Raw genomic sequence first — 20,333 nt, forward strand, 5'->3', positions numbered from 1 at the left:
AAGTGGAATATACTAAAGTATCCAAAGAGATATTCGATCCGATCAAGATGAACAAAGCAAAGTTCGAAGAGATGTTCAGTGAGCAATTAGCGGAGCTATTCCCTTCTTCTGTGAAAGACGGAGTTGTAGATTTCGCCTCTTTGCTGTCGCATTTAGGGCAGTACATTGATTCGGAAGAACGCTACGAGATCAACTGGGCTGGTAAAGCTGATTCAATGCGCATCGCCAATAGTGATATTGTTGGTAAAACCCTTAAGTATATACTTGAAGACAGTAAGGACCCTGAATTAACTGAAAATACCTATATAGAAGGCGACAACCTTGAAGTATTAAAGTTATTGCGAAATAGCTACTATAACAAGATCAAAATGATTTACATTGACCCCCCATACAATACGGGAAATGACTTTGTTTACAAAGATGACTTCTCAATTAGTTCTAAAGAGAATGAGAAGGCTGAAGGTGATGTTGATGAGGATTATAACAGGCTAATTGCAAATCAACGGAGTAATGGTAAATATCACTCTAACTGGTTAAGTATGATATACCCGCGACTTAGAATTGCTAAGGATTTATTGTCGGAAGATGGAGTTATTTTTATTAGCATTGATGACAACGAAGTGGTAAACCTTAGGAAAGTTTGTGACAGTGTATTTGGTGAGGAAAACTTCTTTGCTCAAGTTATTGTGCAATCAAACAAGCGTGGGCAAACATACAAACAAATATCAAAAACACATGAGTACTTGCTGATATACACTAAGAATCCAGATGTAGAGATTAATGAACTTGAGAAATCTGGTGAGACTGATGACTTGAACCAAGAGGATAACATCGGAAGATTTAATACAAGGGAGTTAAGAAATCGAAACCCTAAGTTTGGTAAATTTAATAGGCCGAATCTTCACTACCCGATATACGTGAATGGTAGAGTTGTTGATAAAGATGGCTTCTCTCCCATCTCATTAGTTCGAGACAATGACTATAGTATAGAGGTGCTCCCTATTAACTCAACGGGGGGAGACAGTTGTTGGCGTTGGGGTAAGGCGTTGTTAGAAAGTAATATTAACAGCGACACCCTATCCAGTAACGTAGTGGCAAAACGGAAGAATGATGGTGGTTATAACATTTATGAAAAATATAGAAAGAGCACATATAAACCGAAGTCCATCTGGCAAGAGACAGATTTTATTACTGAAAAGGGTACAGTAGAATTAGGTAAGTTGGGACTATCTAAGTTTTTTGATTTCCCGAAACCAACGGCTCTAATTAAACAAATTGTCCAAATTGGTACGGATAAAGATAGTATTGTGTTAGATTTCTTTTCTGGCTCAGCTACCACGGCAGAAGCTGTAATGAGGGTAAATGCTGAAGACGGTGGAAATCGCAAATACATTATGGTCCAATTAGATGAAAAGTTTGATGTCAGTTCTGAAGCCTTTGTTAATGGATATAGGACGATCTGTGACGTTGGAAAAGAAAGGATTAGAAGAGCAGGAACCGCTCTCAGAGATGAGTTCCAAAATGCTGAATTGGATACTGGCTTTCGAGTATTCAAATTATCCAATACAAACATTCGTTGGTTCAGTGAAGCGATCAAGTCGGACATTCTCGATTATGATATGACAATGACAGATAAGGACAAGCTGGATTTTAACCCTGGTTTCACAGACCTTGATGTTGTTTACGAAATCCTGCTGCGTCATCGAGACATCCAGCTCTCCACAAATGTTGAGCATCTTTCAGATATCGGAAGTAGAACATACATCTTTGCCGATACAGTAGTTGTATGTCTGGAAGAGACGATCTCCGAGGAAATGATCAATATGATTGCGGCCATAGAACCGATGCCGACCAAAATAATCTTCAGAGACAGTGCTTTTGGAGATGACATCTCTCTTAAGGAGAACACAATGAGCCGCTTGGAAGCGCAAATGCGGAAGAATAGCGGACTTGAAAAACGAGCGTATCGAGTCGAATTCATTTAAGTGGAGGTGAATCAAAAGTGACTAAGCGTATTGCCTTTCAATTTGAAGACGGACTTGGCTATCAGAAGGAAGCTATAGAATCAGTCGTGAGCCTTTTCAATGGCGTTAATCGACAAGAAGAAAGTGCAATCTATCGAAATATTACTCGTGTCAGACAACTCACGGAGGGCGATCCTGTTAGGAACCCCCAGATCGTTACTGGTACGAGATTGCTTAATAATCTACGTGAAGTTCAGCTTCGGAACATGTTGTTTCCCGACAACCAGCTGGAGAATAACAACTTCACAATTGAGATGGAGACTGGTACAGGAAAAACATATGTCTATCTGAGAACGATTCTTGAGCTTAATAAGTGCTATGGATTCACTAAGTTCATGATTGTTGTTCCGACAATCGCAATTCGTAAAGGCGTTGAGAAAAGCATCGAAATGCTACGAGAGCATTTCATGGCACTGTACGACGGACTGGACTTGAAGAACCATGCATTTGTGTATAGTTCCAATCCCAAAGAAATTAGTACAAAATTTGTTGAAACCAGAGAATTAAGCATTGTTGTCATGAATATTCAAGCTTTCAATAAGGAAACCAATAAGTTGCGTGATAAGGATGAATACGGTCAAGTATTATGGGATGATATCAAGCATATTAACCCCATCGTTATCATTGATGAACCGCAAAAAATCGAAGGGGCGGCAAAAAAGAAGAGTGCTTCTTTGGAAGCTATCGAGATGTTGAGTCCTTTGTTTATTTTACGGTATTCGGCAACACATAAGCGGCTATACAATCAGGTTTATAAGCTCGATTCTTATGATGCCTATCAGAACAATCTGGTTAAGAAGATTGAAGTAAAGACGGTACACGGCACGATTTCCAAGGATTATCCATACGTGCGGTACGTAGAGTTCACAAAGGACCTTCATGCCAAGATCGAGATATTCCATGTTGAGCAAGGCGGACCGATACGCACGAAGACTTTCAATGTACGCCGCGGCGCGAACCTACATGAGCTTTCTGGTTCTCTGGAGCAGTATCGGAACATGATTGTTCAAGAAGACCCGCATCAGTTGAAGAAACTTAAGATCGGTACAGGCGATAACATTATTGAGATTGGCATCGGTGATAACAATTCTGGCATTAGTGAGAGCGACATTATTCGAATTCAGATTCGTCTTGCCATCCGCTCACACCTTGATAAGCAGCTTAAGATTCTAAGACAGGGCTATAACATTAAGATACTGACTCTGTTCTTTATTGATGCTGTTCATAAGTTCAGAGATAGCACAGCCTCGGACGGACGCGGGGAATACCTGCGTATATTTGATGAAGAATATGCTGCAATTATAGAGGACTCCACCTGGAATCAGTTGTTTGCTGAGTTTCCTGCTCTATTTAAGCATTATAGAGATATCTTGAAGGTGCGTGAAGGATACTTTGCTGTAGATAAGAACAAGCAGGCTGTTGAAGTAGAGAACTGGGAAACCATATTGGATGAACAAAAGCTAAAGCAGAAGTCGCAAGAAGATGTGGATCGCGGTATTGAGCTAATCCTGGAGAAGAAGGACGAGCTCATTTCGTTTGATGAACCGTTGGCATTCATCTTTTCACATTCCGCTCTGCGTGAGGGCTGGGATAACCCCAATGTATTCACACTTTGTACGCTTAAACGTGGCGGTTCCGAGATTGCAAAAAAGCAGGAGATTGGCCGAGGGCTCAGACTGCCTGTAGACACCAACGGGAACCGCTGCACGAACGCAGAAATCAACGAACTAACCATTATTGCCAATGACCACTATGATCACTTTGCCGCAGCCCTACAGAACGATTTCAACGATCAGGCGGGCTTCAACAAGGATGAAGTGACTGCAGACATTATCCATAAGGCTTTGAAGCAAGCGGGGATTCCAGCTGAGAAAGTTACTGCTGAATTGGTGGAAACATTCAAGAACGAACTTCTACAGAATAAGTTCATCAATGAGAAGAACCAACTCACGAAGAACGCTAAAGACATTCGAACCATTGATTTTAAGGATGAAACCTTAAGAGAGCATAGCGAAATGATCAAAGAGAAGTTCGTTGAACAGATGATCGCAAAAGGGACGAAAAAGATACCCGTAAAGAATGGTGACGAAGCGCCTGTAGATAATGGTCAGCATAGCTTCATGTCTGAGGATTCCTTTGTACAGCTGCTCAAAGAGTTGAGTGCGCGTATGAGCAAGCGTACCATGTATCAAGTTAAGATCGATCATCAGGCTTTCATTGATTCGTGTGTTAGCGAACTGAATGATCTGTTACGGTATAAGAAGATACGAAATGAATATGAAGTTGAAACAGGCAAAGCGACCTTTAATGATCAGCAGAAGTTTATGCTTGCAGAAGCCATTCAACAGTATGAGCATCAGGATTTGAGTATACAATGGCAGAAGAAGAGTGACTTCGAGATTATCAATTACATTATGTATCATACTCTCCTGCCCCGTCTGGCTATCTATAAAATACTATCTAAGCTAGACAGGAAGATTCTTCTGAGCAACCAGGATATTTTGGACATTGCAACCCAACGGATTAAATCAAAGCTCAAAGAATATAAGGCGCTCGGAATAACGGAATATCAGACTATTGATGGTTATGTATTTAGCGATAAGACGATCTTTGAAGCCGACTCGATTGATCAAACGATGCTTGATGACGCGGCCAACTACATCTACAAGACGAATCCAAGTAACCGTAGAGCCATGTATAAGTATTACAAACTGGATAGCAAGGGCGAGAAGACGTTTGCCGAGCAGTTGGATGCTGATCCGAATGTCTTACTGTTTACGAAGATCAAGAAGGGTGGGTTCGTGATCGATACTCCATATGGTGAATATTCACCTGACTGGGCCGTACTGTATCGTGGAGTTAACAACACCGCCAAGCTGTACTTCATCATTGAAACGAAGATCGACAAAGAAGATAAAGACCTGACAACAGTGGAGAAGCGGAAAATAACATGTGGAGAGCTGCACTTCAAAGCAGTCTCTAACGATGTGGACTTTCACTGGGCGAACAGCTACACTGATTTCAAGAACAAGATTGGTAGGTAGTACTAAACGTTAGGGGATGATTCAATGCCAATGCTATATGCTATCTGTGACGATCAGGGCAAAGAACAAGAGATATTCAAGAAGCATGAAAATGCAGATAAGTGTATGTGTCTTGAGTATGATAATGATCCTCAATATTCAATAAAAGAAATTGAGGCAGAAAAAGATCGAAAGACAGACGATAAGGAATACTCCAGAATTCCCTATGAGTTCTTCGCTGTAAAAGTAGGTGGTGAGATACTGAAAGCCTACAAGAATGAGGATAAAGCTGATACATTTGCTTATGAGTATAATGAGCGTGCTGAGAATGACGCTCGTGATGTTTTAGATATGCCTGATGATGATTTGTCCGAAAAAGACATGGCTGAACTTGCTTATCAACGTGGTTATGATTCAGGTGTTGCAAAAGTAAAACGTATTAAACCAAGCAAGGGTGAAGATTACAACGATTGCTACCGCCTCTGGAAAAAATAGAGGGTTGGTCACATCTGTGGTCACGAAACAGCAATTTACATTGGGAAACATGCGATATCATTAAATAACGCGATGCCCGAAAACCCTTGTGAATTAAGGATTCTCGGACATCGCAGGATACATGGGGAGCCGTGCTCGCCACACTGGCAGCGATGAGGTCAGGGGTTCGATCCCCCTAGGCTCCATACTCGTAGAAAGCCGCTATATTTAGCGGTTTTTTTCATTATATCTGATGGTACCTTCCAAAGAGGAGAATGACATCACAATGAAAACGCAATTTCTATTGCTTATTAGTTTAATGCTGGTGATTCTTTCTGGTTGTTCTGACGATACAGATCATATCAGTCTCCAAGAAGAACTTGATACAGTGCTTAGGGATGCAGACATTAATGTTGAAGGGCTGTTACATTATGAAGTAAAAGGGGATGGAGTGGTCGCTTTTTATGTAAATGATAACGGTATAGATTCGAGTTATGTGGAGTATAATTCTGGGGAATGGCAGCTTATAGGGAGTTCCGGCAGCGCGACATTAATGGAACCAGATTTGCCGATATCTTATGTTTGGGAATATACCAACGATAAGCCATTCAGAATTGTTTTTGGCTCAATAAATCAAGAAGAAATAACCCGAATTCTGGTTAATGGTGAGCCTGCAAAAATAATACGATTTGGCGATGGGATCACTTTATGGTACCAAATGCTAGAAGAGCCATACTTAAACGCGGATACACTAGAAGCATTTTCAAATCGTGGAGAATTGGTTTTTAAGAAAAATTAGGATTCCCGCAAACTTCGGAATGAATTTTATAAAAAATGCTTGATTATTATTTATTATCTGTTATAATAGATTTTACTGAGTTGTTAACATTCATGAATGTAACAACTGCCTTAGCGGCATGAGCTTACGGACTCTTAGCTCAGTTGGTAGAGCAGTTGACTCTTAATCAATTGGTCCAGGGTTCGAGTCCCTGAGAGTCCATATATCTGACTAAACCCTTACGTGGAGTAAGGGTTTTTTTATGTTTTAATACTCGACACTCTAATGAGTACCTTTAGTTTTCTACGCGCGCGTTTTTATTTTGCTCTTATGCAAATTCGCGAATCTATCAGTCCTGGCCGCAGACAGTACATAATGGAATATTAAGGACATATATATTGCTTAGCAGTGATGGCATAGGGTTAAAATAAAGCAAACTCATCATTATAATGTGTGTGACATTGTCAATTAATCATTTTCCCCTCAATTCAGGATAAAGTGCAGGAGGAATAAGACATATGAATCCTCAAGTGTTGATCGTCGGCGCCGGTCCAACAGGTTTAGTGATGGCCTTGGCCTTGCAGAAGCAGGGAATCCCGTTTCGAATTGTTGACAAAAACAGTGGAACGGGAGAAGCCTCTAGAGCGATTGTCGTTCATGCGCGAACACTGGAATATTACCAGCAGCTTGGTTTAGCGGAGGAATTGGCTCAGCGGGGTATTCCCATCCAGGAACTACAGATTCGTAAAGACGGGGAGCTTAAAGCGAGCATGAAAATGGGGGATATTGGCCTTGGGATCAGTCCCTATCCTTATGTACTCAGCCTTCCTCAGGATGAGCATGAGGCCATTCTGGAAAGCGCGCTGAAGGAGCGAGGAGACCGTGTGGAGTGGAATACGGAACTAATATCTTTCAGAGAAGAGGGAGATGTGGTCCATGCGGTTCTTGAGAAGCAAGGGGAGTGCGAGGAGGCCATCTTTCAATACATATGTGGCTGTGACGGTGCTCATAGTGCAGTCCGTAAAGGACTGGAGCTTTCCTTTGCCGGCGGAACCTATGAACAAATGTTTTATGTGGCGGATGTGAAGAGCGCTGTCCCGATCCAGGGTCTGCATATAAGCTTTAACCATGACGGATTCTGCCTTACGGCACCGGTGCGCACAACCGGATATGTCAGGTTAATCGGTATTATACCGAAAGCGGTACTGGAGCAGGGTCTCCCGGATGATTTTAATGTCATTGCTCCCTATGCGTCATCAAATACGGAAGCAGAGATTCAAGAGGTGAACTGGTTCTCTACCTTCAAGGTACATCACAGAGTCAGCGAGCATTTCCGAAAAGGACGTATTTTTATTGCAGGTGATGCAGGACATGTCCATAGCCCGGCAGGGGGACAAGGAATGAATACAGGGATTGGGGATGCGATGAACCTGGCCTGGAAGCTCGCCGCTGTTCTTCAAGGAGAAGCAGACGAGCAAATTCTGGATTCCTATGAAACAGAAAGAATCGGATTTGCAAAGACCCTTGTAGCAACGACAGACCGCGCTTTTCAGATTATGGTGGGCAAGGGGATAAACTCCAAATTAGCGATGGAGGTGATTGTTCCGTATTTTGTACCTGTTCTGTTCCATCTTCCGCCGGCCCGGAGAAAAGCATTTGAAATCCTGTCCCAAACGCGGATTCATTATCCGGACAGTCTGCTGAGTGAAGGCAAAGCCGGCCATCTGCAGGCAGGTGACCGTTTGCCATGGGTAGAGATGTCAGAAGATAATTATAAGCCTTTGCAATCCATGAAGTGGCAGCTTCATGTGTATGGTCAAGCAGATCCAGAATTGGTCCTGTCTGCTGACGACCGTTCCATTCCATTATATGAGTTCAACGACCCTTCAGCCTTTAAAAAAGCAGGCATTCCTCTGGGTTCCCTATTTCTCGTCCGGCCGGACGGATATATTGGCTTTGCACAAGCGGTGCAAAATGTGGAACAGCTTGTCACCTATCTGAACAAGATAAAAATAAACATATCGAGCTAACTGAACTCAGCCAAATCAATCACAAAATCCTTACACTCAGCGGATAGACATACGGCTGATCGGGGGCTGCGGATTCCTTCCATTCTGTGATGCGTATCATGGGCAGCCTAGTTCCGTTATGCACCGTCGTATCGATGACGCCGGTCGCTTCAATCCATGTATCCTCGTCAAGCCGGGCTGCTTGCGGAAATTCAGCCAGAAATCCGATCAGGGCTGCATCTGCGATACAATGGGTAATTAAAAATCTCGAAATTACGAGCTGGTTGTCTGAAAGCTCCTCATCCCGAAATACAAAACCGGACAGCTGAATGGGTCTGCCTGCATATTTATCCGGCGTGTTAGCAATACGTTCATAATAAGAAGCAAAAATATGCTCCTCCATCACGATGGATTGTTTGTCCTCCAATTCCACCATGATCTGATTAAACTCATCCCTTGATACCGTGTTCTCCATTACGGCTTCATCCTCTGCATGTTCATCTGTGACAGCCTCTTCATATCCCGGGAGCTCAATAAGCCCTGTATGATGGTTATGCAGAGCGAAATCTTCATTTGATGCTGTCGATTCCGTTGTATCTGTTATTGCCGAATTCTGCTGTGAGCCGGTTAACAGCATCAAGCCGCCTTTCTTATCTGCGATGGAAGCATTCAGAACCTGGGGAGGCACAAGAAATCCTGCAGTCAGCGGGAAGATAATGATGGCATAACTGATGAGTTTCTTATAATTGAGCTTGCCATCTCCATGATCGTGATGACAGTGGTCATCGGCGCAATGGTGAGGTGCATGCGGCTGCATTGAATTACCTTGCTCTTTTATAGAAGGCACGTGCTCATGGTGGTCATGCTCGTGATGAACGCGCTCATGATGAACGTGCTCGTGATGAACGTGCTCATGATGGTTATGCTCATGACTTACCTTATCCCAGCCTCTTCCGAGCTGAATCAGAAACAGGCATGCAAATAGGACAGCAGCGCTAAGACTGAGCAGCTCATATTTTGGATTAACGAATTTCAATATTTCTCCGGTGAAATGCAGCCGAAACAGCATGATGGAAAATAGCAGCAGGATGCCAGCTCGAAAGAGCTGTTGTCCGTTCCATTTGATGATCATAAGCGGGACGAAGCCTCCTTATATATAGGGTTGCAGCAGCATGAGTGTAGTAAATATGGTCAGCACGACAAGAGCAAGAAGGCAGACAACAAATCGGGTCCGAAATACGCTAAGCATCATTATGGTGTTCTTCAGGTCCAGCATCGGTCCGAAGATCAGAAATCCGAGAATAGGTGTTGTGCCGAATAAATGACGGAAGGACGAACCGATGAAGGCATCTGCTTCAGAGCATAGCGACAGAACATAGGCTAGTCCCATCATAACAAGAGTAGATGAAGCCATACCTGTACCTATATCAACAAGGGATTTGGCAGAGACGAAGGTCTGAACCGCTGCCGCGATGAACGCTCCAATAATGAGAAACTTCCCCATGTCAAAAAATTCGTCAATGGAATGATGAAGCATATGTTTAAAGCGAGCAGTGAAGGAATTGGAGGTATGCTGCTTGTGAGCATGCTGATGAGCTGTGGATGTGGATGAGGAAGCATTTCTCAATTGAGTTCCTTGAAAAGACATGCTCACGGCAAAAGTAATCAGTAATGCAATCAAGAATCCGATGCCCATACGCAGCCCAGCCATTTGCAGATCGTTGCCAAAAGCCATGTACGTAGAAGCGATGACGATCGGATTAATGAGTGGACCCGTCAGCATAAAACCGACACCCGCATAGAGCGGGACCCCTTTTTGAACAAGTCGTCTTGCTATCGGTACAATGCCGCATTCACAGGCGGGAAAGAGGGCTCCGATAACACAGCTCATGAGGATCGTGGCAGGCTTGCTGCGGGGGAGCCATCTTCGAATATGATCTTCAGTCACAAAGATTTGAATAACCCCAGCGATCAGCACCCCAATGAGTACGAACGGTAATGCCTCAATGAGTATGCTCATGAAAATGGTGTTCAGCTGAAGAAGACTTGATGGAATATGAAGTGCTCCTTGCCACATGGAAACAACAAGAACTAGCAATAATGAGAAACCGAGCAGAAGGATTCCACTGATTCCTGCATATGAAATACGTGATAGACGGTACATAATGACCTCCCACTTGAAAATAGTAACTCTATCAACCACTCTATTATTTTCACTATATGATGGTCATACTAGAAGAAGAACTAATGGATTCTCTTAAGAAAAATTTAAGAATTAATTCCCTTGATCTTAAAAAGATTCGTATATTGTGTATTCATCAGGAATTCACGTGTACAATAAGGGAGTAATGATGATGAAACAAAAAATGCATTTGTATCCAGTACTCATACTAGGTTTGCTGCTGTTCTACTCTTATGTAGTGATCAAGGTCATTTTGTTTAAGTTCGGAGCTGTTGATGTCAGTATATTGGGTCAGATGATATCCAGAGTCATAGAGAATCCTGCTTCTCTGAGTGAATCGATGAGCTATAGATCCAATATGATATGGCTGCATACGATAAAAGACAGCTTGGAGCATCCAACAACGCATAATTTAATCAATTTGTTTGGCAATGTCGCGATTTTTATCCCCTTTGGATTTTTGGCTGGAACGATCATCAAACAGCTGAGCTTTGTCCTCGTCATGCTTCTATCCTTCAGCTTTAGCTTGCTGCTCGAATGCGCTCAGATTGTTTTTAGTATGGGGACCTTTGATGTGGATGACCTGCTGCTTAACACCTCGGGGGCGTTTATTGGATATGTACTGTGGAAGCTGTGCAAGCTGTTTATCAAGAAAGAATCACCATCCGCAGCTTCAAATCAAGTAGTAGAATGATGAATGCAAGATTAAATCCAATTGTCAGAAGAAGTCCCTAGTTTGGGGCTTCTTTTTTTGCATATGAGAAAAAAACGCTTTCGTTTTATACAAAGATTAGTTATTATATTAATAAGTTAGCATTTACATTACTTTATTGATTGCTTATGCATTAAACGACTGCTTTTTAATTTCTATTATGACAAGACAGGAGAGCTGCAGCATGATAAAGAACGAGCAACTAATCGCGCATTACAAGTTTGAGGATGAGAGCAATGCAGGCAAGGATGCAACAAATAACGGTAACGACGGTGTGCTTAAAGGGAGCAAGCTTCCTGAAATACATAATGTAGACGGCAGGTCTTCACTAACTTTGGCAGGCGGGAGCAATGGAACATCTTATATGGAGCTGCCATCCAATCTGCTGAAGGGAGTTAGTGATCATACGGGAATTACGGTAGCTGCCTGGATTCATCCCGGCAAAGTTAACAGTGTGTGGGAGCGTATCATCGACTTTGGTGGAGGGGAAGGAAACCCGTATCTGTTCTTGACCCGTAACTTAAGAGGCGTATGCTATGCGGGAGACGAGATCGTTGCAGATCCAGGGAAGATTTTCCCGGCGGGAAAATGGTTGCATGTTGCGATTTCAATCCGCGGTACCGAGGGCGGTACACTCAGCAGTGCCGGTCCTGTCGTATATGCTAACGGAGAACCGATTGGTGACGGAACGATCAGCCAGACCTCCAGTGGAACCTATGCGAAGCTGAGAGCATGGTTTGATACTTTTACAAACGGTACGAACTATAATCGAAACTTCATTGGCAAATCTCAGTTTAGTGCGGATGCCGATTTCCAGGGATCTATATCCGATGTGCGTATTTATCAAGCTGCGCTTACTAAGGATGAAGTCATCGAGGTCATGTGCGAATCCCTGTCCGATGAACAGATTGTCAAGCTGGCCAAGAGCAAATATTTAAGCGCACCGAACTCTATTATCAAAGCCGATATAGAGCTTCCATCTTCACTTATGGGGGGCAAAGTCCAAGTAGAGTGGAGCTCCAGCAATTCGGAAGCGATTACGAATCAGGGAAAAGTAAACAAGAACATCCAACAGCCTGCTGGTGTTACACTTACCGCTAAACTTAGCGCTGGCGAGCATGATGCTTCCCAGAGCTATGTCGTTTCTGTGCTGCCTGAAGCTGTCCCGAATCATACGCTGACGATTGAAGGAAATAACGAGGTCGTTGATATTAGTGAGGTTATGTATGGATTGTTCTATGAGGACATCAACAATGCGGCTGATGGAGGGATCTATGCAGAGCTGGTGCAGAACCGCTCCTTTGAAGCGTTTGAATACGACAGCTACTCTCATGTATGCGGCGAATGCGGTGTCTCTACCGGACGTAACCGTGATGCTCTCTTTGCATGGTATGGTGACACAGATAAGCTCACGGTTCATAACAGCGGCGGACTTAACGAGCATTTTGATATTCAGGACAAGGATGTTAACAGCTATTATGTGACTGCAGCGGATGGCGCTGTAATTTATAATAAAGGGTTTAACGATTTCAACCATAACTGCGCCATGTCTATTAAAAAAGACGAGGAATATTTGTTCTCCATCTGGACGAAAGCGGGTCAAACCGGGAGCATTACGCTTCAGCTGCTGGATCAGGATGGAGACGAGCTCAGTGACAAAGTCGTTGTTCACGTCGAGGCAGGGGAATGGAAGAAATACGGAGCGGAATCACCCATCGTACTTCGAGGTACGAAGAATGCACTGGGACAGTTATCTCTCACTTTCAGCGGAGAGATTTCGATCGATATGGTCTCGTTATTCCCAGCAAATGTATGGGGTGCTGCAGAGGAAGAAAGCTCTTCTACTGCACATTCCAACTATGTAGGGAACCCGAACTATCGTCTGCGTAAGGATCTGGTTGAGGCACTGGTTAATCTGCACCCTAAATTTCTGCGTTTCCCAGGTGGTTGTATCTCTGAAGGTTCACACATTTGGGAGAATGTCTATGATTGGAAAGAATCCGTGCGTGATGTAGAGTTGCGCAAGGAGAACTATAACGTTTGGGGCTATATGATGACGATGGGTCTTGGCTATATGGAATACTTCCAGCTGGCCGAGGATTTGAATTCGACTCCGCTTCCAGTTATGGCCTGTGGTGTACTGTGTCAAGCACGTTCAGATTATGCAAATCCAGCCGGAGGAGCGCTGAGAGACTACTATATCAGCAATTTTACAGATTTGATTGATTTTGCGATCAGCACGGATTATGAGAAGAATGAATGGGCTGCTCTACGTAAGAATATGGGCCATGAAGCGCCGTTCGATCTTCGATATCTGGGTGTAGGGAACGAGAACTGGGGAACAGAATTCTTCGCTAACTTTGAAATTTTCAAAGCGGCGATTGATGAGCATATGCAGCAGTACTATCCGGATCATGAGCTTCACATCATCTCTACCGTTGGGGCACAGGCGGACGATGATGCTTACCAGCAGGGGTGGAAATTCCTAAGCGGAGGACTCGAAGGCTCAGCTCAAGTAAGCTTTACCGATGGCAAGACAAGTATTGAAGAGACCATCACTTGGTATGGCAAGCAGCCGAATTATATGGATACCATCGCGGATGAGCATTATTACCGTTCCAATGAGTATTTGCTGGAAAATGCCGACCGTTACAATTACTACTACCGTGCTTATAACGAAGATGGCAGCTTGAACGAGACTGAGACGTCCAAAGTGTTTGTCGGAGAGTATGCCTCCACAGATAAGAATACACTGGCGGGTGCGGTAGCAGAAGCGGCGATTATGACCAGCTTCGAGAATAATGCAGATGTTGTCCGACTTGCGGCGACCGCTCCATTGTTCAATAAAATACGGACAGACAATCTGTATCGCTGGACACCGGACTGCATTTGGTTTGATGATGAGACGGTCTGGTATACGCCGAACTATTACGTGCAGCAGCTCTTCGCCAAATATATCGGTAACAAAGGGCTGGCCACATCATTCACTACCTATCGAAACGGGGAGGAGACCAAGCTGATTCCGCACGGTGGAATTGAAATCTCAGCTGGAAAAGCAGAGGTTCACGTGAAACGGGTCGTCGTTACTTCAAACACAGACGGCAGCGTTCTGCTGGATCAAGATTTTACGAAGCCGCTGAGCCCAGAATGGCAGGTCATTCCTGGCTCTGCCGGTTATGAGCTTGATTCCGAGGAGGGGCTAGTCCTCCAAGCTCAGCCAATCGGTCGCAACGGTATCTACCTCATGAATGAGGCTTGGACGAATTATACAGTGGAATTTACGGCGAAGAAGGCGCCTGGGGATGATGGTTTTTACATTGGAGCAGGACTCACGGATATTACAGCAGAGCATAAGAATGTCATTGAATACGCGATTGGCTATAACGGAAATGCAACCGGCGTCAAAGTGTTTAAGAACGGGGTTGAAGCCTACACGCTTGGTGACTATTCCTCCAGTACTGCAGCAGGTAATTTGCGTGCGGCAAGCTACGAAGAGCTTGCAAATGACACAGAATATACCATTACGGTGAATTATGGGGGCAATGATGGCAAACACCTCATCTGCTTCTACACAGACGGGCATAAGGTGAGCAAAGTGCTGGATTACAAGCTGGAAGCTTATAACCGAGAGGTCTATCATTCGGTGACGAAAGACGAGAAGCATGTCTATGTGAAGCTCGTTAACCCGGACACTTCGGGTAAATCGATCAAGATTGATCTGGACAGCTTGAATACAGCATCCAAAGGTCAGTTAACGGTTCTGACAGGAGATGCGTCTCTCGTCCATGTTCCTAACGTGAACAAGAGAGACGATGAGAAGGTACAGCCTTATCAAACAGAGGTTGAAGTAGAGCAAGCCTCTGTGGTTATTTCCCTGCCGGCAAACTCTGTCAATGTACTGGTACTAGAACTCATATAATAACGAAGAGGAGGGAACCGAATGGTTCGCTCCTCTTTTTTTGGACAGAAACTATGATTGACGCTGTATATAAGGCAAATGTTAAATAAAATTCTGCATTGTGCTGATTATTATTGTTCAGCACTGACCGTCGGTTCAATGACTGTCAGAGTGTTCTCATAGGTGTTTAAATTTACCGTCGCTCCAATGGGAATTGCGGCTTTATATATCCCGTGAGCAGTTGTCACATTGGTCATGAGGGGCTTGCCTAGCGGTACGATAACTTCTTCTATTAACTGCTGGTAGGAGACCCCATAGGCCTCAATACATCCGGTGCATTCCCCCATCACAATGCCCGCACACTCCTGTAGTTTATTCGCCAGCAAGAGATGATTTAGATAACGATAGATCGTATTGGTCGGCTCATGCGTTTCTTCAAGCAACAATATTTTGTCTCGTACATCAATTTCATAGGGAGTTCCAATGGTATCCATGAAGGAGGCTAAATTCCCTCCAACGATAGGTCCCGTTACATTGCCTTGAATCCTGCTGATTTGAGGAATGCTGGGAGGGTTCGTAATCTGTCTTTGGAGCTGTAAAGTAGAGGTTGCATTATAAAATTGATCGAAGTTATAAGCAGGCGTTTGTGGTGCGAAGTCAATAAGCATGAGGCTCTGCAGTGTAATGAGGTCCGCGTATTGATAGAGCACATTCAGCAGTATTGTAATATCACTATAGCCGGATACGATTTTGGGATTATTGCGGATTACATCATAGTCAAGATAAGGAAGAATGCCGGCAACTCCAGTGCCGCCGCGTGTTGCAAGAATTAATCTGACCTCTTCGTTCTCAAACATGCTCATAAGGTCGGATGCCCGCTCCTCGTTTGTTCCTGCCAGGAACCCGTCCTGATCATATACATGGTTGCCAATAATTACATTAAAACCAGAGCCCTGAAGGACCTCGATTCGTGAATCGATGGTTTCAGCGCTTAACGGGCTGCCTAATGTGACTAGACCCACAGTGTCTCCTGCTTGTAAAATAGGGGGAGCAATAGCCATATACCGGCCCTCCTTAAATAAATTCCGATTCAATTGTGTATTTAATGATGTGTATGGCGATTTACGATGAATTATGTTCTTCTGTCTTCCCGATGAGGATTAGTTTAATTTACGAAAGTAGGAGAGTTATGACGACACTGCAGCAGTTAAAATACGTGATTGAGGTTGCGAACCGCGGCTCCATGAATGAGGCCGCCAAGCGGCTGTTTATATCTCAGCCGAGCTTGTCCAAGGCGATCAAAGAGCTGGAGGAAGAGATCGGCATTACTATATTTGAACGGACAAATAAGGGGATTACGCTGTCAATGGAGGGTGCCGAATTCATGGGGTACGCCAGACAGGTGACCGAGCAGGCAGAGCTGCTGGAGAGCAGATATCGGAACGCCAAGCCGTCTCCACAGCATTTTTCAGTCTCTACCCAGCACTATGCCTTTGCCGTCAACGCTTTTGTGAAGCTGGTGAAGGAGCACGGATTAGATGAATATGAGCTGGCGCTACGGGAAACGAAGACTTATGAGATTATTGAAGATGTCAAAACACTGCGCAGCGAGATTGGGATCTTGTATTTAAATGAGTTTAATGCCAAAGTTATCAATCGACTCCTGGATTCCGCCAATTTGCAGTTTCACAGCTTGTTTGTAGCGAAGCCGCATATCTTCATTAGTATCCATAACCCGCTGGCGAAGCAGTCCATAGTGACCATTGAGGAGCTGGAGGAGTATCCTTATTTGTCCTTTGATCAGGGGGAATACAATTCCTTTCATTTCTCCGAGGAGATCTTAAGCACGCTGTCACACAAGAAGAGTATACGTGTCAATGACAGAGCAACACTGTTTAATCTGCTGATTGGCCTGAATGGGTATACGATCTCAACGGGTGTACTAAGTGCAGACTTAAATGGAAATGATATTATTCCCGTTCCGCTGGATTGCAAGGAAACGATTAACGTGGGTTGGATCGCTCATAAGAATGCAATGATGTCCAAGCTGGCGGCTGCCTACGTAGATGCGCTGCATGAAGCGATTTTATAGAATGCTCGATACGGACAGACGAGAACTGTAAGTAATAGATATATCGCTGATACGTACAAAATAGGAAAGGAAGGAGCAGACCATAGCTGCGCTGCTCCTTCCATAATGTTAGATATTCCGGCGGTCACAAGTATCTATTAAATTATGCTAAATAACTTGCATATTATGCTTTTAATCGCTATAATATGAGAGTAGTCATTAAATATGCGGTCGTGGCGGAATTGGCAGACGCGCACGGTTCAGGTGAACGCGAGAAGCGCGCAAGCCTAAGCGGAAGCCTAAACGTAAGCCTGACGCGGGTTTGCGGAATCTGACGATCGATAACGAACGCACACAATACGGGTTTATTTACGGTTCCGTACGATGCGCAAAAGCTTGTCCTGTGCGTACATATAACGAATGATACAGCGCCTTCTCTACGCGTAATAAACGCAAGAGGGGGGCTTTTTTGTCGTGGCGAATGGCAAGCGGACAAGACGTCCGAATATTATCCGCGCGGAAGTTGCGTTGGACGGCGAAAGTAAATATCCGTTAGAGGCGTTAGATTACGACGTCGCGATTGAGACGTTTCTGCGCGATTGCCGCGTGAAGAATTTGAGTCGCGCGTCGATAACGTATTACTCTAATTCGCTTAAGGAACTCGTTAAGTTCCTACGCATAGTTGGCGTACAACGTCCGATAGATATAACGGAGGATAATTTTAAAGCGTGCATACTGGCGAAGCAAGATAGCGGAGTTTTAGACTCGACGGTGAATACGAATCTCAAAGGGTGGCGTACGTTTCTGCGCCATTTAAACGAAGAGGGATACTTGCCGACGAATCCAGCCGAGAATGTCCGCTTGCTTAAAACGGAGCGTCACATCATTCCGACGTTTACGCGTGAGCAGATCAAGTTATTGCTATCGCAGCCGGATTTATCTACGTTTACGGGATTCCGCGATTACGTATTTTTGCTGACGTTATTGGAAACGGGCATACGGATTTCCGAGATTGAAAACGTAAATGTATCGGATATTAAGTGGAAAGAGCGCGTCATAAAAGTTATGGGTAAAGGGCGGAAAGAGCGTTATGTTCCGTTTCAGTCTACGTTGGAAAAAGAACTTAAAAAGTACGTTCAATATCGCGGCTTACTCGATCATGACGCGCTGTTCGTTAATATCGATAATAGTCCGATGAAGAAACGCACGATGCAGCAGAATATGCAACGTTACGGGATCGCGGCTCAGATACGAGGAGTTCGCGTTTCACCGCACACAATGCGTCATACGTTCGCGAAGTTTTACATTATGAACGGTGGGGACGCGTTTACGCTGCAGAAGATACTCGGCCATACTACGCTAGAAATGGCGCAGACTTACGTATCCATATTCGGAACGGATATCGCTAAGCAACACCGCAAGTTTTCGCCGCTTGAACGGTTAGACGATATAGATTAACGGAATACAAACGCTCATCTCTACGGAGGTGGGCGTTATTTTTTTTTGCGTAAAATTGTACGAACGGAAAAGTAACGGTAAATATATCGGTATAGGCGCCGAAAAATATTTGCGCAAAAGACAAAGACGGAAGGAGGTAACGGAATGAAGAAGCCAGCAAGTAGGTTAGAGGAAATGCAGGAATTACTTGATGCAGGATACTCCCCGAGCAAGGTAGCTTCGAAAATGGGTATTCACCATATGTATGTTGATAGGGCTATTAAAAGGTGCAAATTAGAGATTTATGTGCCTTTTGATGAACTACTCGACAAAGTAGAATCGTGTGACATACGACTAGTGCCGTACGACGAGTGGGATTGCGAGGACGCTTTAGATGATATCGTACGCAGATCTTTTCTTTTTGAAAAAGTGCACCTGAACGAATACGACGAAGTTCATCGACTCTCGGCGTATGTCCGAGATAAGTATAAAACTCTCAAAAGATATCTTAGATTTAAAAAGGCAACGTTTGCCTACGAGCATGTTTATAGTCAATGTTCGGTGTGCCGGCGTGATCTCCCTTTAAGTGATTTCCACGGAAATATCGATAGTCGACTCGGTATTCGAGCTAAATGTACAGAATGCAGTAGACACATCACAATCGCAGCCGCTCAGAGACGTAGGACTCGAATTAATTTCTTGCGAGATGACTTCTCTCCGGAGGATGCACTTAAGCTTCGTAGCGATTTCGGAGGAAGATGTGTATTCACCGGATCGTTAAAGTACGCTTTAGACCACGTCATCCCAGTTGTATCGGGTCACGGAGGAACTTACTACGGTAACTTGATACCATTGAGGAAAGACCTAAACTCCTCCAAGAACGATAAAAACATCTTCGAATGGTTCGAAGCGAATAGGCAACGCTTTGAACTTGATCAATCTCGGTTTGACTCGCTAATCGCCAAATTAGCGGAACAAAACGACATCACCGAAGAGTATCGCGAATACGTTTACTGGTGTCATGATAACCCAGCGAAGGAGGACGCAGCATGACCGATCATCAACGTCTCGTCAGCGTAGAGTCCCAAACGGAATATTCCGTAACGTCAGGCGCTACCGAAACGCGCATCTTCGTTAAAATGTACGTCGATGCCGCTAAGGCCGGACTTATAGCGGATATGGGAGCGCAGAACTGGGCGACACTTTGCGTTATCGCTTCGTTTATGGACGCGCAAGGTAATTGCTATCCTACGCAAGATCAGATCGCGAAGTACCTCGGAGTCAACCGCACGACTGCGAACAAGTACGTAAGGCGGTTAACGGAATATCGCTGGAACGGGCGTCCGGTGATACACGCAATAAAAGATAGGGCGCCCAAAGGTACGTGGCAGAATACGCGGTACACGGTACTTCCGATCAGTCAACTTGCGATATTTGATGCGGAGCCAGATACGTTAGATAGCGGATAGTAACCATGTCTGCAACCTTCAACATGGTAGATGCCAACATGGTTATATGCACACTAACTATAACCATCTTTAACAAGAGCCATTAATAACTAGATAAAACATTGCACGTCGTCATTCGTACCTCATTCCTAGTGCGCGTATCAATATCTAAATATCTATTAACGCGTATAAATAGATACAACGGAACGATAGTGACGGCGAGAATGAGCGAAGCGAATCACGAGCTTATAAACAAAGCAAATAGAATATTCGGAGG

At 44.2% G+C, this 20,333-nt stretch carries 14 protein-coding genes and 1 tRNA gene; 12 read left to right on the top strand and 3 right to left on the bottom strand.

From position 1 onward, the window contains the following. The first annotated feature begins 2 nt into the window (after positions 1-2). The 6 genes from PUW25_RS08395 (at position 3) to PUW25_RS08420 (ending at position 8,329) form a co-directional block, all read left to right on the top strand. Positions 3-1,985 (top strand): site-specific DNA-methyltransferase, encoded by a 1,983-nt coding sequence (locus tag PUW25_RS08395; RefSeq protein ID WP_274336908.1) that lies wholly within the window; start codon positions 3-5, stop codon positions 1,983-1,985. Between the two features lie 17 nt (positions 1,986-2,002). Beyond that, the gene (locus tag PUW25_RS08400; protein WP_274336909.1) at positions 2,003-5,068 is read left to right on the top strand and encodes a restriction endonuclease; all 3,066 of its coding nucleotides are present in this window, start codon (positions 2,003-2,005) and stop codon (positions 5,066-5,068) included. Positions 5,069-5,092: 24 nt separating this feature from the next. Further along, entirely contained in the window at positions 5,093-5,542 is a 450-nt protein-coding gene (locus PUW25_RS08405; RefSeq protein WP_274336910.1) for a hypothetical protein, read from the top strand. A 265-nt stretch (positions 5,543-5,807) separates the two neighbouring features. After that, on the top strand, positions 5,808-6,320 hold the full coding sequence (locus PUW25_RS08410) for a hypothetical protein (protein WP_047909900.1): 513 nt from the start codon (positions 5,808-5,810) through the stop codon (positions 6,318-6,320). 128 nt (positions 6,321-6,448) lie between these two features. Next, a tRNA-Lys gene (locus PUW25_RS08415) sits at positions 6,449-6,521 on the top strand. Positions 6,522-6,817: 296 nt separating this feature from the next. Further along, positions 6,818-8,329, top strand: a complete 1,512-nt coding sequence (locus tag PUW25_RS08420) for an FAD-dependent monooxygenase (protein WP_047909899.1) — start codon at positions 6,818-6,820, stop codon at positions 8,327-8,329. A gap of 19 nt (positions 8,330-8,348) precedes the next feature. Here the strand turns inward: PUW25_RS08420 and PUW25_RS08425 are convergent, their stop codons facing one another. Together PUW25_RS08425 and PUW25_RS08430 are read right to left on the bottom strand one after the other, a co-directional pair. Beyond that, on the bottom strand, positions 8,349-9,440 hold the full coding sequence (locus PUW25_RS08425) for a TIGR03943 family putative permease subunit (RefSeq protein ID WP_052511680.1): 1,092 nt from the start codon (positions 9,438-9,440) through the stop codon (positions 8,349-8,351). An 18-nt stretch (positions 9,441-9,458) separates the two neighbouring features. Continuing rightward, positions 9,459-10,472: a permease gene (locus tag PUW25_RS08430; RefSeq protein WP_047909898.1), complete on the bottom strand. Its 1,014-nt coding sequence runs from the start codon at positions 10,470-10,472 to the stop codon at positions 9,459-9,461. A 190-nt stretch (positions 10,473-10,662) separates the two neighbouring features. On the opposite strand from PUW25_RS08430, the gene PUW25_RS08435 reads away from it, so the two are divergent. After that, a complete protein-coding gene (locus PUW25_RS08435; protein ID WP_274338576.1) occupies positions 10,663-11,184 on the top strand; it encodes a VanZ family protein in 522 nt (173 codons plus the stop codon). A 202-nt stretch (positions 11,185-11,386) separates the two neighbouring features. Beyond that, positions 11,387-15,121: an alpha-L-arabinofuranosidase C-terminal domain-containing protein gene (locus PUW25_RS08440; RefSeq protein WP_274338577.1), complete on the top strand. Its 3,735-nt coding sequence runs from the start codon at positions 11,387-11,389 to the stop codon at positions 15,119-15,121. A 110-nt stretch (positions 15,122-15,231) separates the two neighbouring features. On the opposite strand, the gene PUW25_RS08445 is transcribed toward PUW25_RS08440, so the two are convergent. Then, positions 15,232-16,161, bottom strand: coding sequence for a S66 peptidase family protein (locus PUW25_RS08445; RefSeq protein WP_047909895.1), 930 nt, complete (start codon positions 16,159-16,161; stop codon positions 15,232-15,234). Between the two features lie 128 nt (positions 16,162-16,289). Between PUW25_RS08445 and PUW25_RS08450 the strand changes: the two genes are divergently transcribed. The 4 genes from PUW25_RS08450 (at position 16,290) to PUW25_RS08465 (ending at position 20,077) form a co-directional block, all read left to right on the top strand. Beyond that, on the top strand, positions 16,290-17,192 hold the full coding sequence (locus PUW25_RS08450; RefSeq protein ID WP_047909894.1) for a LysR family transcriptional regulator: 903 nt from the start codon (positions 16,290-16,292) through the stop codon (positions 17,190-17,192). A gap of 750 nt (positions 17,193-17,942) precedes the next feature. Beyond that, the gene (locus tag PUW25_RS08455) at positions 17,943-18,629 is read left to right on the top strand and encodes a tyrosine-type recombinase/integrase (protein ID WP_274338578.1); all 687 of its coding nucleotides are present in this window, start codon (positions 17,943-17,945) and stop codon (positions 18,627-18,629) included. A 144-nt stretch (positions 18,630-18,773) separates the two neighbouring features. After that, complete coding sequence (locus PUW25_RS08460; protein WP_274338579.1) at positions 18,774-19,661, top strand: hypothetical protein; 888 nt, start codon at positions 18,774-18,776, stop codon at positions 19,659-19,661. Next, a complete protein-coding gene (locus PUW25_RS08465; protein ID WP_090723251.1) occupies positions 19,658-20,077 on the top strand; it encodes a helix-turn-helix domain-containing protein in 420 nt (139 codons plus the stop codon). The genes PUW25_RS08460 and PUW25_RS08465 overlap by 4 nt, the downstream gene beginning before the upstream one ends. Positions 20,078-20,333: the final 256 nt, after the last annotated feature.

The organism is Paenibacillus urinalis (assembly GCF_028747985.1).
GTDB lineage: Bacteria > Bacillota > Bacilli > Paenibacillales > Paenibacillaceae > Paenibacillus > Paenibacillus urinalis.

What these genes read in the sequence shown, in the direction of transcription:
- PUW25_RS08465 (WP_090723251.1), top strand. Translation starts at nt 19,658, where the DNA reads ATGACCGATCATCAACGTCTCGTCAGCGTAGAGTCCCAAACGGAATAT.
- PUW25_RS08410 (WP_047909900.1), top strand. Translation starts at nt 5,808, where the DNA reads ATGAAAACGCAATTTCTATTGCTTATTAGTTTAATGCTGGTGATTCTT.
- PUW25_RS08450 (WP_047909894.1), top strand. Translation starts at nt 16,290, where the DNA reads ATGACGACACTGCAGCAGTTAAAATACGTGATTGAGGTTGCGAACCGC.
- PUW25_RS08445 (WP_047909895.1), bottom strand. Translation starts at nt 16,161, where the DNA reads ATGGCTATTGCTCCCCCTATTTTACAAGCAGGAGACACTGTGGGTCTA.
- PUW25_RS08405 (WP_274336910.1), top strand. Translation starts at nt 5,093, where the DNA reads ATGCCAATGCTATATGCTATCTGTGACGATCAGGGCAAAGAACAAGAG.
- PUW25_RS08420 (WP_047909899.1), top strand. Translation starts at nt 6,818, where the DNA reads ATGAATCCTCAAGTGTTGATCGTCGGCGCCGGTCCAACAGGTTTAGTG.
- PUW25_RS08425 (WP_052511680.1), bottom strand. Translation starts at nt 9,440, where the DNA reads ATGATCATCAAATGGAACGGACAACAGCTCTTTCGAGCTGGCATCCTG.
- PUW25_RS08435 (WP_274338576.1), top strand. Translation starts at nt 10,663, where the DNA reads ATGAAACAAAAAATGCATTTGTATCCAGTACTCATACTAGGTTTGCTG.
- PUW25_RS08430 (WP_047909898.1), bottom strand. Translation starts at nt 10,472, where the DNA reads ATGTACCGTCTATCACGTATTTCATATGCAGGAATCAGTGGAATCCTT.
- PUW25_RS08460 (WP_274338579.1), top strand. Translation starts at nt 18,774, where the DNA reads ATGAAGAAGCCAGCAAGTAGGTTAGAGGAAATGCAGGAATTACTTGAT.
- PUW25_RS08440 (WP_274338577.1), top strand. Translation starts at nt 11,387, where the DNA reads ATGATAAAGAACGAGCAACTAATCGCGCATTACAAGTTTGAGGATGAG.